The 14,103-nt window shown below is 43.4% G+C and carries 13 protein-coding genes; 8 read left to right on the top strand and 5 right to left on the bottom strand.

From position 1 onward, the window contains the following. Positions 1–59 precede the first annotated feature (59 nt). Positions 60–3,077, top strand: a complete 3,018-nt coding sequence (locus tag AC59IL_RS15975) for a glycoside hydrolase family 2 protein (protein ID WP_496553162.1) — start codon at positions 60–62, stop codon at positions 3,075–3,077. Between the two features lie 105 nt (positions 3,078–3,182). On the opposite strand, the gene AC59IL_RS15970 is transcribed toward AC59IL_RS15975, so the two are convergent. From AC59IL_RS15970 to AC59IL_RS15950, 5 genes are all read right to left on the bottom strand, one after another. Next, positions 3,183–3,653 carry a hypothetical protein gene (locus AC59IL_RS15970; RefSeq protein ID WP_496553161.1) on the bottom strand — a complete coding sequence of 157 codons (471 nt, stop codon included), beginning with the start codon at positions 3,651–3,653 and terminating at the stop codon, positions 3,183–3,185. A 168-nt stretch (positions 3,654–3,821) separates the two neighbouring features. After that, the gene (locus tag AC59IL_RS15965; protein ID WP_496553160.1) at positions 3,822–4,667 is read right to left on the bottom strand and encodes an ABC transporter permease; all 846 of its coding nucleotides are present in this window, start codon (positions 4,665–4,667) and stop codon (positions 3,822–3,824) included. Positions 4,668–4,783: 116 nt separating this feature from the next. Next, a complete protein-coding gene (locus tag AC59IL_RS15960; protein WP_496553159.1) occupies positions 4,784–5,587 on the bottom strand; it encodes an ABC transporter permease in 804 nt (267 codons plus the stop codon). 184 nt (positions 5,588–5,771) lie between these two features. Further along, positions 5,772–6,464, bottom strand: a complete 693-nt coding sequence (locus AC59IL_RS15955) for a sulfite oxidase-like oxidoreductase (protein ID WP_496553158.1) — start codon at positions 6,462–6,464, stop codon at positions 5,772–5,774. Between the two features lie 163 nt (positions 6,465–6,627). Next, complete coding sequence (locus AC59IL_RS15950; RefSeq protein WP_496553599.1) at positions 6,628–6,858, bottom strand: T9SS type A sorting domain-containing protein; 231 nt, start codon at positions 6,856–6,858, stop codon at positions 6,628–6,630. A gap of 277 nt (positions 6,859–7,135) precedes the next feature. On the opposite strand from AC59IL_RS15950, the gene AC59IL_RS15945 reads away from it, so the two are divergent. The 7 genes from AC59IL_RS15945 (at position 7,136) to AC59IL_RS15915 (ending at position 14,074) form a co-directional block, all read left to right on the top strand. After that, entirely contained in the window at positions 7,136–7,738 is a 603-nt protein-coding gene (locus AC59IL_RS15945; protein ID WP_496553157.1) for a hypothetical protein, read from the top strand. 83 nt (positions 7,739–7,821) lie between these two features. Beyond that, positions 7,822–9,123, top strand: coding sequence for a radical SAM family protein (locus AC59IL_RS15940; protein WP_496553156.1), 1,302 nt, complete (start codon positions 7,822–7,824; stop codon positions 9,121–9,123). A gap of 286 nt (positions 9,124–9,409) precedes the next feature. After that, a complete protein-coding gene (locus AC59IL_RS15935; RefSeq protein ID WP_496553155.1) occupies positions 9,410–9,937 on the top strand; it encodes a DinB family protein in 528 nt (175 codons plus the stop codon). A 126-nt stretch (positions 9,938–10,063) separates the two neighbouring features. Then, entirely contained in the window at positions 10,064–10,822 is a 759-nt protein-coding gene (locus AC59IL_RS15930; RefSeq protein WP_496553154.1) for a sulfite exporter TauE/SafE family protein, read from the top strand. Beyond that, complete coding sequence (locus AC59IL_RS15925; RefSeq protein WP_496553153.1) at positions 10,803–11,534, top strand: SDR family NAD(P)-dependent oxidoreductase; 732 nt, start codon at positions 10,803–10,805, stop codon at positions 11,532–11,534. Before AC59IL_RS15930 ends, AC59IL_RS15925 begins: the two co-directional genes overlap by 20 nt. 165 nt (positions 11,535–11,699) lie before the next feature. Then, entirely contained in the window at positions 11,700–12,599 is a 900-nt protein-coding gene (locus AC59IL_RS15920) for a hypothetical protein (protein WP_496553152.1), read from the top strand. 185 nt (positions 12,600–12,784) lie between these two features. Next, complete coding sequence (locus tag AC59IL_RS15915) at positions 12,785–14,074, top strand: bifunctional folylpolyglutamate synthase/dihydrofolate synthase (RefSeq protein ID WP_496553151.1); 1,290 nt, start codon at positions 12,785–12,787, stop codon at positions 14,072–14,074. Positions 14,075–14,103: the final 29 nt, after the last annotated feature.

Raw genomic sequence — 14,103 nt, 5'->3', positions numbered from 1 at the left:
GCATTTATATTTGAAAGCCTTTACTTTATTTCGCGGCTTACTTATTGAATTATTGCCATATGATGTACACCTGCATTGCTGCATTTCGCATTCCCTTTTATTTTATTCATAAAAATATTACGCTGGTCAAAAGATGGCTGCCGGTTCTATTGGTCTTTGCCGGTATACAGGCCAACGCTCAGCGTTCAACCTATAATTTCAATAGTAACTGGAAGGTTTTTACAGGCGATACGGTTGCTGCGCGGGAAGCATCTTTTAATGATGCCGCCTGGAAACAGGTTACGCTCCCCTGGGCCTGGAATGAAGATGATGCTTTTAAAAAAGATATCAAAGACCTGAGCACCGGCATCGCCTGGTATCGCAAACATTTTAAATTGCCGTCAACTGCCCGGTCGCAAAAAGTTTTCCTCGAATTTGAAGGCATACGACAGGCCGGTGAATTTTATTTAAATGGAAAATTTATCGGTCTGCACGAAAACGGCGTTACCGCATTTGGTTTTGATATCAGCGATCTTGTAAACTTCGATGGCGAAAATGTGCTGGCTGTTCGTATCGATAACAGCTGGGAATATCATGAGCAGGCAACAAAAACAAAATTTCAATGGGAAGATAAAAACTTCAATGCCAATTATGGAGGCATTTCAAAAAATACTTTCCTGCATATAACAGGCAGGGTGTATCAAACCCTGCCTTTGTTTACCAACCTCGGTACAACCGGTGTGTATGTATATGCCGATCAGTTTAATATTAAAGAGCGCACGGCTGCTATTCATGCATCATCACAAATAAAAAACGAATCTGCACAGCCGGCCACCATACAATATGAAGTAGAGATCATCGATATGAATGGCCAGGCCGTTGCCACGTTTGCCGGCTCTACAACAACCGTGGCGCCGGGGGCAACTGCTGTTGTACAGGCCGCTTCGGTTGTTCAGAACCTGAATTTCTGGAGTTGGGGATATGGCTTTTTATACAATGTGCAAACCATTTTAAAAGTAGATGGCAAACCGGTTGATGTAGTGAACACCAAAACCGGTTTTCGTAAAACCGAATTTAAAGATGGCATGATATACCTGAACGACCGGGTGATTATGGTACATGGCTATGCACAAAGGTCGAGTAACGAATGGCCGGCCATTGGATTATCGGTGCCGGCGTGGTTAAGCGATTACAGCAATCACCTGATGGTAGAAGGCAATGGCAACCTCGTACGCTGGATGCACATCACCCCCTGGAAACAGGATATTGAAAGCTGCGACCGGGTTGGACTGATGCAGGCCATGCCTGCCGGTGATGCCGAAAAAGATATCGAGGGAACCCGGTGGGAGCAACGAAAGGCAGTGATGCGCGATGCCATTATTTATAACCGTAATAATCCCAGCATCATATTTTATGAATCGGGCAATGAATCGATCAGTGAGCCACATATGCAGCAAATGAAAACCATTCGCGATGAATATGATCCGCATGGAGGCAGGGCCATTGGTTCGCGCGAAATGCTCGACAGCAAAGCAGCTGAATATGGCGGCGAAATGTTGTACACCAATAAAAGTGCGCATATACCCATGTGGGCCATGGAATATTCGCGCGACGAAGGATCGCGTAAATTCTGGGACGATTACACACCTCCCTACCACAAAGATGGCGAAGGACCGCTGCATAACAATCAAAATGCGGCAGCTTATAACCGTAACATGGAATCACATGCCGTTGAAAATGTAAAACGCTGGTTCGAGTTCTGGGATGAGCGTCCCGGAACGGGTAAAAGAGTGAGCGCCGGTGGCGTGAACATTGTTTTTTCAGAAACCAATACGCATCACCGCGGCGCAGAAAATTACCGTCGAAGTGGCGAAGTCGATGCGTTACGCATTAAAAAACAAAATTTTTATGCAAACCAGGTCATGTGGGATGGATGGGTAAACCCCGAAACGCCCCGCATACACATAATAGGTCACTGGAATTATGAACCAGGTGTAAAGAAAGATATATATGTAGTTTCTTCTGCAAACAAAGTTGAGCTGCTCGTAAATGGCAAATCGTTAGGCTACGGACAAAAAAGCGATGGTTTTTTGTTCTCGTTTAAAGAAGTGGCGTGGCAACCGGGAAGCATCAGCGCCATTGGTTACGATGAAAAAGGCAAACAACTGTGCACTATGCAGATTAATACCACCGGCAAACCGGCAGCCCTTCGGTTACACGCTATTGAAAGACCGGTGCCATTCATAGCCGATGGACATGATGTGTTGTTAATTGAAGTAGAAGTGGTAGATGAAAAAGGCAATCGTTGTCCTACTGCTTTGAACATGATCAACTTTGCAATTAATGGCCCCGCCACCTGGAGAGGCGGCATGGCACTGGGACCAGATAATTATATTCTCGCCAAAAGTTTACCAGTTGAGAATGGCGTAAACAGGGTATTGATCCGATCGACCACTACCGCCGGAAAAATAGTTGTTGCTGCAACCGCTGAAGGATTGAAATCCGATACGCTTTCTTTAACTACGTTGCCCTTTGAAGAGAAAGATGGTTTATCGAATACATTGCCCTGGTCTTCGCTACCCTGTAAACTCGAAAGAGGGCCAACCCCGTTAACACCCTCCTACACTGTTATAAGAACCCCCATCAATATAGTGAAAGCTACAGCAGGCGCTCATGCCGATAGCGCCTTTGCCAGCTACGACGATAATGAGTTGAGCGATTGGGTAAATGATGGTCAATTATCAACTGCGTGGATTGAATATGAACTGGAAAGAGAAGCAACCGTAAGTGAGATCACGCTTAAATTAAACAACTTTCGCAGCCGGGCTTATCCCCTGGTAATTACAGTAGATGGAAAAGAAGTCTTTTCAGGAAGCACGCAGCCAACATTGGGTTATTATACCATTATTTGCAAACCGCACAAAGGAAAGAAGGTTCGTATACAACTGGCTGCCACATCAAAAAATGCTGCGGGAAATATAATGGCAGAAGTATCAGGCAAGAAATTAGATGACGGCGTGGCACGCGACGACTCGAAGGCAAAGGGCACGTTGAGTGTGATTGAGGCGGAGATTTATGAGGGGGTAAAAAGCAATTGACAAAAAGCAATATGCAATCCCGCTCTTCGGGATTTATAGTTTCGAAGCACTATTCTGTGGCCATTGGCCACATTGCCTATTGTTAATTGCCTATTGTCTATCGATTCATCGTTGCATTTTAATTTTCCAGGCGAACTTATCTTTTACTTTAAAGAATTTGATATAGCCGTGATAGGCATTCAAATCAGTCCGTGGTGTATTGCTATACTGTTCTTCAATATGATCTTTATACCTTATTTCTCCTGTCTTTCGTGGCGTATTAAAATTTTCCCGGTCGATTATGTGATCAGAAAAATAAAAAATCATTGTATTGCTGTCTTTTTCTTTAAACCAGAGGGCGTTATACGGAAAGCCCTGAAATGCGTCGTAATACTTCTTTCCTTTGGTGATAATATCTTCTTTTGAAACCGGCCAACGCATCTGCTCCATTCTGAAATCGACAATTCGTTCACAAATGAGTATCGATGGCTTTTGGCGACGAATATTACTTTTACTTCGGGGTGTGTAGGTTACATACTGACATGCGCCGATAAATAAGATAAACATACCACTGGTAATTAAACGCATGGGTTTCATTGCATCTATATAAGGGTGTTAATTAAGGTGCAGGTAATGTTACCAGCGTCATAAAATTAGTAGAAGCGCAGTATTTTATTTGTAAAAGTTGTGTGAATTTTGTTTTTTTACTTCGTAGCGACTTCATCCCGCCTGTTGCGGGATCTTCGCATAGTCAACACGTGTTTATTATTCACTACGTAAAGCTTTCACCGGGTTGGCCAGCGCAGCTTTTATACTTTGCAAACTAACAGTAATAAATGCAATGGCAATTAACAGCAGCGGGGCTGCTACAAATATGAACCACCCTATCTGAATATGAAAAGCAAAATTGTTAAGCCATTTGCTGGCAGCAATATAAACAACCGGAATGGCAATGACTGCTGCAATGCAAACCAGCTTAATAAAATCACTAAAAAATAAATATACAATTCCCTGAACTGAAGCACCCAGTACTTTGCGAATGCCGATCTCTTTTGTACGCAGATGTATGGCAAAGGTTGATAACCCGATAAGACCCAAACAGGCTATGATAATGGCCAGTATGGTGAATAGGGCGAAAATATTTCCAAACCGTTCATCGGTCAGGTATTGGCGATTGAAATAGTCGTCGAGGAAAAAGCTTTCAAAAGCATTACCTGGGAAGAATTTATTGTATATATCTTTTATGTAAGCCAGATTTCGATGTACATCGTTCGGGTGAAGGTTAATTGAAAAATAACCCCATCTGCCAAAACCGTTATAATTATATAGAATGGGTTCGTAGGGGTCTTTTAATGATCGCTGATGATAGTTTTTTATTACGCCCACTATTTCACATGTTATATCACCAGGTGGCGCCACAAATGTAATCGGCTCGCGCAGTGCTTCTTCATTACTTTTAAACCCAAGCACTTTTACCAACTCTTCATTGATGAGCACTTTGGCTTTTTTTGTTTCATAAATATTTCCCGGCTGGTAATCGGATGGTAAATTATTTCCGGCCGCCAGTTGCATTTGATAAGTTGGAACAAATTCCGGGTCAATTTCTACCAAACCGGTAATATGGTTATGCGTTTTATCGAGGTTGGCTTTTTTAGTACCATTTCTCGCAACAATGGTTTTACCGGGAATTTCTGATGAGGGCGCTACATGTACAACGGAAGGATTTTTTAATAGTTCGTTTGAAACACAACATGAAACTTTAGTTCTTTCATTATGCTGCCCAGGTGTTTTTCGGTAAAAGCAGGCAATTTAGCTTCCAGCTTTTTGGCGTCAGCACCCGGCGTTAGTAAAACATAATTATAAAACTCCGGCCAGCGCCAGTTGTCATACCCCCAGTTTTCACCTGCTGTAGTAAAAGAAACAAGCATATTAAATTTGATATGCGAGTTTTCGGGCACATCTTTAAAAACACCTGTTACCTTCAGGGCAAGGCCGTTGATCGTAAGAATTTTATCGAGTGCGTTTTTATTTCCGAAGTATTTCTTAGCAGTACTTTCAGAAACCACTATTGTGTTCGGCTTTATTAATGCTGTTTTGGGATCTCCGGCTACAAAAGGAAAAGAAAAGATCCTTAAAAAAGAAGCATCGGCAATGTACCACTTATCCTCATTAAAGATTTTTTTATTCCCTTTTTCATCGGTATACCACATGGCAGAAGTTCCCATAAAGATGTCGGGCCGTGCGAGTCGTGCAAAATCCATCACTTCGGGAAAATCAGTTTTCATAGCCGGTGCTACGGCAGGATGTGTGCAGGCATTGGGACCGGTAAAGCTTCCCGAAAAAACCATTGGCACCCGGTATAACCTGTTGGCATTTTTATGAAACCGGTCGTAGCTTAATTCAAAATGTACATACAGGAAGATAAAAAAGCAGGCGGCCATGCCAATCGCCAGGCCGGCAATATTGATAGCTGAATACACTTTGTTTCGGAATATATTCCGGAAGGCTACAGTGAGATAGTTTTTCAGCATGGCTATATTATTTGAACTAAATAATACAAGGCTGTTTATATGTACAATAAAATTGCCATAATATTAAGGTGTTCATTAATAGCCGGTTAAGAAAATGAGCTGTTTCTGACCTGTTCGAAAATGAACAGTCGCTGTTCGGTTTTATCAGATGTAGCCGTGCCACGGTTCCCAACCGTGGCACGGCTTAACTATACCGGTCGTTTCGCCAGGGATAAGCGGTGTTGGAGTATCCTCTTTCTTCCCAAAAACCTAATACATTTTTTTTCAGAAATTCGATTCTGTTAATCCATTTTGATCCTTTCCAGGCATACAATTGCGGGGTGATCATACGAACAGGACCGCCATGCTCTTTGGGCAATGGCTTATCTTCATAAGTATGCACCAGCAGTACATCGGGTTTCAACGCTTCTTCAAGACCTACATTGGTGGTATAATCGTCGTACCCATAACATAGTATATGGGTGGCTGTTTCTTTTGGCTGAACAAGGGATGCAATATCAAGCAGACGTACACCTTTCCATCGCATGTTTAATTTCGACCAGGTAGTAACACAATGAAAGTCGGATGTATCATCGGTTTGCGGCAATGCCATAAAATCATTCCAGTTCAGTTTTACCGGATGCTCTACTTCACCATCAACAATTAATTGCCATTCGTTCAAAGAAATATCAGGTTGAACGCCCAGATCAAGCACCGGCCATTTGCGTGTTTCAATTTGTCCTACCGGAATTTCGGGCATACCATGACTGTTGAGTTCTCCGGTACCCATGGGGTTTGTATCGGCCACTGAAGGTGTTTGTTTGATCTTTTCTTCAAACCGGTTTTTCAGTTTCATCCGGGCTTCTACAATGCGGTTGAGTTTGTCTGATTGTTCCATGGTTTAAAATTAACTTATAAATTTCGCGCAAAGGCGCTGAGGCGCAAATAATTCCTTGTCTTTTTGCAGGTTTCCCTTGTTATAATTACAGTAAAATGCAATAAAAAGTCCATCACTTCTTATTGCATTTCTTTTGCGTCTTGGCGCCTTTTGCGCGAGTATATTATTCTATCAATATTTTAACCGTCTGAAGTTTTTGGTTGTTCACGTTTGCCGAAAGCCAGTACTCACCTTTGGCCAGCTGGTTTACGGGAATTGTTATTGTCCGGTTGCCGGTTGCATTAACAATTGTCTGGTAAACAGTTTGTCCCTGGCTGTTTAGTAAAGTGAGCCTGAATTGCCCGGTACCATTTAAATTGATGCGGATCGCATTGCGAACGGGGTTCTGCAACACATACAAAATGGATTTGGTTATGGAATGAATAAACGTACTGAAAAAATATGTTCATCATAAAAAACTATAGTGCACAAAAACGCATGATGTTTATTGTTAAATTGTTTGGTGGTTTGATGGCCGGGCCCCTGATATCCGGTCATTTTTACAATTAATCAGGCTCTCCGAAATTCAACGACAGCAATCAAACAATTCAACCATCAAACTATCAGGCAAAACCGGTAAAAAATTTATGGAATTGTTTATTTCAGGCATCTAATTCCTAAACTACTGCAGTATGAACTCACTATCACTACCTGTTGTTCATCCGGCATTTCAAAAACTGAAACGCTCCGGGCGATTTTTGCACCTGGCTGCAGGGGCATTGATACTGGTGCATGCCTTGTCGCACATTCGTCAACCCCATTCAAGCCCGCTGTACCTCGGCTGTTTGGTTTTTATGGCGCTGGACATTTTCATTCTCGTTTTTGCCGGAAAAAATATTGCCGCTGAACTGCCGCTGGTAAACCTGTTCTTCAGAGTGGTAGAGATCGTATTTTTTCTGGGTATCGGCATTAACCTTTGTTCCGAAACCAGCTGGGCGATGGGCAGCTCACATCTTTTGGTAAGTTTTGCCTATATGTACCTGTTCTGGTGCGAGAAAAAACTGCTTTCGTCGGAATTTGTGGCCATTCATCATACGGGCATTACCATTCCGGCCCTGCCCGAAAGCCGGTTTATCATCTGGACGAATATCGACCGCATTGAGGCTCAATACGATTCGATCACTATTGAAGCCTCCGGCGATAAATTATATCACTTTGATTTACAGAAAAATCTTCAATTCGAAGAACTCGATCAAATTCACGAATTTTGCAGGCATTATTTAAAACAGGCTTAATGCCGAATGCTAAAAGCTTAACGCTGGTCCCTGTATTTGCGTTTTGAGTTAAGTGTTTTGTGTTTAGCTGAAAATAGGGAAAGATGTCTGAATTAAAGAGTTCGCCGTATTTATTATACTCCGACGGGAAGGGAAAAATTTTTGAGGATACTTCATTGTACGCAACCGGTCGCGCCGGATGGGATGCCTTTGAGGTGCCGGTTGATGAATGGATCACATTACCCGATGGCGGCTCGTTATACGAACTGCCGGGTCGCCGCAGTATTGGTATCGATGTACAAACAGGCCAGATGCGCCTGTGCGATAAAGGTTGGGCCGTTGCCGCATTTATTCCACCTGCACATACCGGTTTATATCTTGCCGCCTATGAAACGGCTGCCGATGCGCCTACCCTGCCCCTGTTTTGTTATACCGCAGTTGGCTGGCAAAATGATGTTTTTTATGTGCCGGCTGTTCGCATCGAACAGGATATTCGGCAGGAATGCGCCGGTTTTGATACCAAACGCATCCGCACCGGTGTAGATACTTTTCTGAAAGCATATCCGCAAAACCGGCTGGTGAAACACCTGGCCGAAAATTGTTGCTTAACATATAACTGTCCGGCCGCCCGCAACTATTTTATGGGCCGCTGGGAATGTCCTGTGCCATCTTCCCCTGCCTGCAATGCCAACTGTATCGGCTGTATTTCGTTTCAGCCGCAGGAAGAAGAAATTGTTTCTACTCAGGACCGCTTAACCTTCAAACCAACAGCCGAGGAAATTGTAGAGTTTACCGTACCGCACCTCGAAACGGCGCCCTTCCCGATCGTTAGTTTCGGACAGGGATGCGAGGGAGAGCCGCTGCTGATGTGGGAAACCATCCGCGAAGCGATTATTGAAATGCGTAAGCATACGCCAAAAGGCAGTATCAATATCAATACAAACGGTTCAAAACCCAATGCGGTAAGAGCTTTGTGCGAGGCAGGATTAAACTCTATTCGTGTTAGCACCAACTCGGCCCGCAAACATATTTACGAAGCCTACTATCGCCCCAATAACTATCAGTTTGAAGACATTGTTGAAAGTTTAAAAGTGATGCGCAGCTTTAATGGCTGGACGAGCATCAATTATTTTGTATTTCCGGGTATGACAGACAGTGTGGAAGAATATGAGGCGCTGCGTAAGCTGATCATTGAAACAGACCTGAACATGATACAATGGCGCAATTTCAACATCGATCCCGACTGGTACATGGGAAAGATAGGCGCTTACGAAAACGGCGAACTGCTGGGTATAAAACAATTACAGGAACTGATTCATGAAGAATTCCCGAATTTGAAGTTCGGATATTTCAATCCGCCGATGGAACGCATCAGCGGAAATTATGAAGCGGATTTTGCGCATTGATGTAGTGAATGGTGAATGCCCGCCCGGATGACCCGGTAGGACGGGGTCAATGATGAATAGATGGCTAAAATTTGAGATTATCGTTTATATTTTTGGCGAGGGTTACGTTTAGTATCCCTTGCCTTGCCTCCTCCCATTTAACTCCTTTTACTTTACCGCTTTTAAGCTCTGCCGAGCGCCTGTTTAATTCTGAAACAAAGTCCTTATCATTCCAATTCTTGCTGTTTTTACATCTTACTTTACTTGTATCAGGTATCCTGTACCTTCGCTGCATAAAACATCCTGAATGCACTTCGAATTAGAAAAAGCCATCCCTGTACTGGAAAGAACACCACAGGTTGCAGAAGCATTGTTATTCGGATTGGATGATGCCTGGATATTCAGCAGCGAAGGCGGCGATACCTGGAGCCCGTTTGAAATTGTTGCCCACCTTGTATTTGGCGAAAAGACCGACTGGATACCACGAATGAAAATTATTCTGGGTGAAGGCAACAGGCAGTTTGAACCGTTCGATATGAAAGGTCATATTAAAGAAAGCAGTGGTAAATCGATGAACCAGTTGCTGGATGAATTTAAAGTACTGCGCAAAAACAACCTGCTTCAGATACAGGCGGCACAATTAAACGAAGAACTGCTCGAACGTACCGGTATACATCCTGCATTAGGGAACGTAACATTGCGACAGCTGCTCGCCGCCTGGGTGGTGCATGATCTAACCCATATTCATCAGCTCAGTCGGGTAATGGCCAAACAATACGACGAAGCCGTTGGCCCCTGGAAGCAGTTTATGGGAGTGCTTGGAGGGAAAAGGTAATCAGGAAGTGGCCAGTAATGAAAAGAAAGACATAAACAATAAATTAATATGCAATAATTAATAGGCAATGGGTACGGGTTCTATTCACCATTGACTATTGACCATTGACCATTCACGAACAACAGCATGGAAATAATTCTACTTTGCCTTGTGGCATTTTTGGCAGGATTTACAGATGCAATAGCAGGTGGCGGAGGATTGATACAAACGCCGGCAGCGCTGGTATTGTTACCGCAATATCCTTTGGCAACGGTAATGGGAACCTTAAAAATACCGTCGTTCAGCGGTACAAGTATTGCCACCGCGCAATATGTACGGCGGGTTCCGATAAACTGGCTGTTGATACTGCTGATGGCAGCACTGGCATTTGTAGCAGCCTTTGCGGGATCAACGCTGCTTACAAAAGTAAATAACAGCTTTATGAAACCGGTGATGCTGATAATGCTGGTGATTGTAGCCACTTATACCTTCATTAATAAAAAGTTTGGCGAGCATACCGAAAAAGATCACAGTTACAAACAACAAATCGGGTATTCTTTATTGATTAGTCTGGTGATTGGTTTTTATGATGGATTTATCGGACCGGGGGCAGGCAGTTTTTTAATTCTTTCCTTTATCGGTTTAATGGGATTTGATTTTCTGAAAGCAAGCGCCCATGCCAAATTTGTAAATCTGGCTACCAATCTCGGTTCCATTACATTTTTTATGCTCAGCGGTAAAATCATTTATGCAGTTGCCCTGCCAATGGCAGCCTGTAATGCTATGGGCGGATGGGCCGGCGCCAAACTGGCTATATTAAAAGGGAATGCGTTTATAAGAGTATTTTTTCTTATAGTTGTATGTGCTACCATACTTCGGTTTGCCTATGACGTTTACTTCAAATAAAAAAGTTATTATCATCGGGGCCACTTCGGGCATAGGAAGAGCGTTGGCCGAACTATATGCAAAAGCCGGCTATATCGTAGGCATCACCGGAAGAAGAAAAGAATTGCTGAACGAGCTGCAACCATTGTATCCCGCGCAAATTTTTACAGCCTGTTTTGATGTACAGCAAAACGATACAATCAGTCATCTGATAACGCTCATACAACAAATGGGTGGTATGGACCTGCTGATTTACAATGCAGGCTATGGCGAACCCGGCAACAACCTCAACTGGACCATTGATAAAACCACTTACGAAACCAATGTAAAAGGCTTTATTGAGATCGTTCATTATGCCTTTAATTATTTTGTACAACAGGGATACGGACAAATTGCCGCTACTTCATCCATTGCCGCCAACAGGGGCAACAGCCAGGCGCCTGCTTACAGCGCCAGCAAAGCATTTATGAGCACTTATATGGAAGGTCTGCACATAAAAGCAAAGCGAATGAAGCTGAACATTGCAATTACCGATGTACAGCCGGGCTTTATAGCCACCAAAATGGCCAAAGCCGATAAAACTTTTTGGGTAGCACCCGTTGATAAAGCTGCCCGGCAAATTATTCGCGGTATTGAAAAAAAGAAATGGCGCATATACATTACCCGCCGCTGGTGGCTTATTGCACAAATTATGAAATGGATGCCGGCATGGCTGTATCATAGAATAGGATAATTTGAAAATGTGCTAACCCTTCTCTCCATTTACGGAAATGCTTAATAAAAGTTAAAAATGCTGCATTAACATTTTAACATGCAGCCTTTGCCAATCAATTAGCATTATTGTTGCATAAATTGACCATTGACTATTCACCATTCACTAAAACATTGGTAACTTAGTATGACCAATTCATTGAATATGACGGAAGAATTTGAATCAAAGAAAAATATAAAAGCCGGCAGCTATACGATAATGGTATGCGCATTGGTGCTGGTTATATTCATTTTTGTGAAATGGGGGATGCCGCCTTTGCCCGAACCACCTAAAGAAGAAGGCATTGAAGTAAATCTTGGCAACAGTGATGTAGGATCGGGTAAAGATCAGCCATTTGAACCGGGTGAACCTGCACCTGCCAGTCAGCAGCAGGCATATGTTCCACCCAAAGCCGCACCGGTAAAAGAAGATGTAAAGGATATTGAAACCGACGATAAAAATGAAGAAGCTCCGGTTATTAAAAAGCCACCTATTGCAAAACCCGAAGCTACCAAAGTGCCCGAAAAAGAAGTAGTAAAAAGCAAGCCGGTGAAACATCCGGTACCGGTTGAAACACCTGCACCACCTGCGCCACGGCCAAAGGCTGTGTTTAAAGGTGTAAATGGTACAGGCACCGGTGGCAATGAAGACAATACTTATAAAAAGGGCGGCAGTGAAGGTATTGCCGGTGGCAAAGGCGATCAGGGACAACCGGGAGGCAATCCCGATTCAAAGAATTATACCGGTGGTGGTCGCGGCAATTCAGGTATCGCGATTAAAAGCGGGTTATCGGGCCGAACCTTTGTACGGGTATATTCTTACACAGATGATTTTAATGAAAACGCTACGGTAGCCGTTGATATTCGGGTTGATCAAAATGGTAATGTGATCAGTGCCAGCTACCAGCCAAGAGGCTCTACCACATCAGAAAGTTTTTTCAAAGACAAAGCCATAGAAATCGTTCGCAAATCAAAACTGAACGCCAATCCCAACGGGCCTGAAGAACAAACCGGAACGGTATTGGTGAAATTCAAGGTAAGAGGGTAAGAGACTTACTAATCTTTCGTTATATAAAGTCGGAAAAGTCCGCAAACCGGAAGTCCGAAAGAATATTACAGGTGGTGCTGTAACTTTCTTTCGGACTTTTTGTTTTTGAAAAGATCTTTTTTCTGTTTTTACCAACTTCCCGACTTTCGGACTTTTCGTTTAGCTTTGTCGCCCTAATTACAACGATGACCTACGAGCAAGCGACGAACTATTTGTTTACGCGGCTGCCGATGTTCAGCCGCATAGGCGCAGCTGCCTATAAAAAGGATTTGACCAATACCATCAGGCTTTGCGAATATTTAGGCAATCCGCATACAAAAATCAAATGCATTCATATTGCCGGCACCAATGGTAAAGGCTCTACGAGCCATATGCTGGCAGCGATTTTACAAACCGCAGGGTATAAAACCGGTTTGTATACCTCACCCCACCTGCGCGATTTCAGGGAAAGATTCAGGGTGAACGGAGAAATGATCGACAAACTGTATGTTGCTGATTTTGTTAAACGCATTCAACCAGCTATCGACGAAATAGAACCCTCTTTTTTTGAAATTACTGTTGCCATGGCATTCGATTACTTTGTGCAGCAACAGGTAGATATCGCCGTGATTGAAACCGGTTTAGGGGGCAGGTTAGACAGTACGAATGTTATTCTTCCCGAAATATCGGTGATCACCAATATCGGCCGCGATCATATGAACCTGCTGGGAGATACTTTAGAGGCTATTGCATTTGAAAAAGCAGGAATTATAAAACCGCAGGTACCCGTTGTAGTTGGTGAAACCTCTTTGGAAACAAAACAGGTTTTTGAACAGGTGGCCCGCGAAAAGCAGGCGCCTTTGTTTTTTGCCGATGCACAACGGTATGTGGCCGAATGGCAGTACGAACATCACCAGCTAATGGTACAGGTTACCCCGTCGGGCACCGATGAAAGAATGACCTATCACCTCGACCTTCCCGGCTTTTACCAAACAAAAAACTGCATCACGGTACTGGAAGTAATTTATCACCTGCAAAAGGCAGGCTGGAAGATCACCGACGAACAGGTGCAGCAGGCCCTTCGTCAGGTAAAAAAACTAACCGGATTGCATGGCCGCTGGGAAGTTATTCATGACCATCCTGTTGTGGTACTGGATGTAGGCCATAATGAAGACGGTATAAAACAGATCACCGCACAACTTGAGCTGAGCGATTATCAGCATTTACATATTGTGATCGGACTGGTAAAAGATAAAGAAATTGAAAAGGTATTATCGCTTCTGCCCAAAGAAGCCTCCTATTATTTCACCCGCGCCCAGATTCCGCGTGCCCTGCCTGAAAATGAACTGGCTGCAAAGGCACAAACACTTGGTTTAAGCGGTCATACATACGGTGATGTAAATAGTGCTTTACAGCAGGCGATGAATAAAGCTGCAAAGCATGATTTGATACTTGTTTGCGGAAGTGTATTTGTTGTTGGAGAAGTTAAGTTATAAGTTATAAGTGTCTTTACTTAAAACTTACA

Source organism: Niastella sp. sgz303648 (assembly GCF_059587045.1).
Note: the sequence above shows the minus strand (reverse complement) of the source record. Positions and strands in the feature narration are given on the sequence as shown.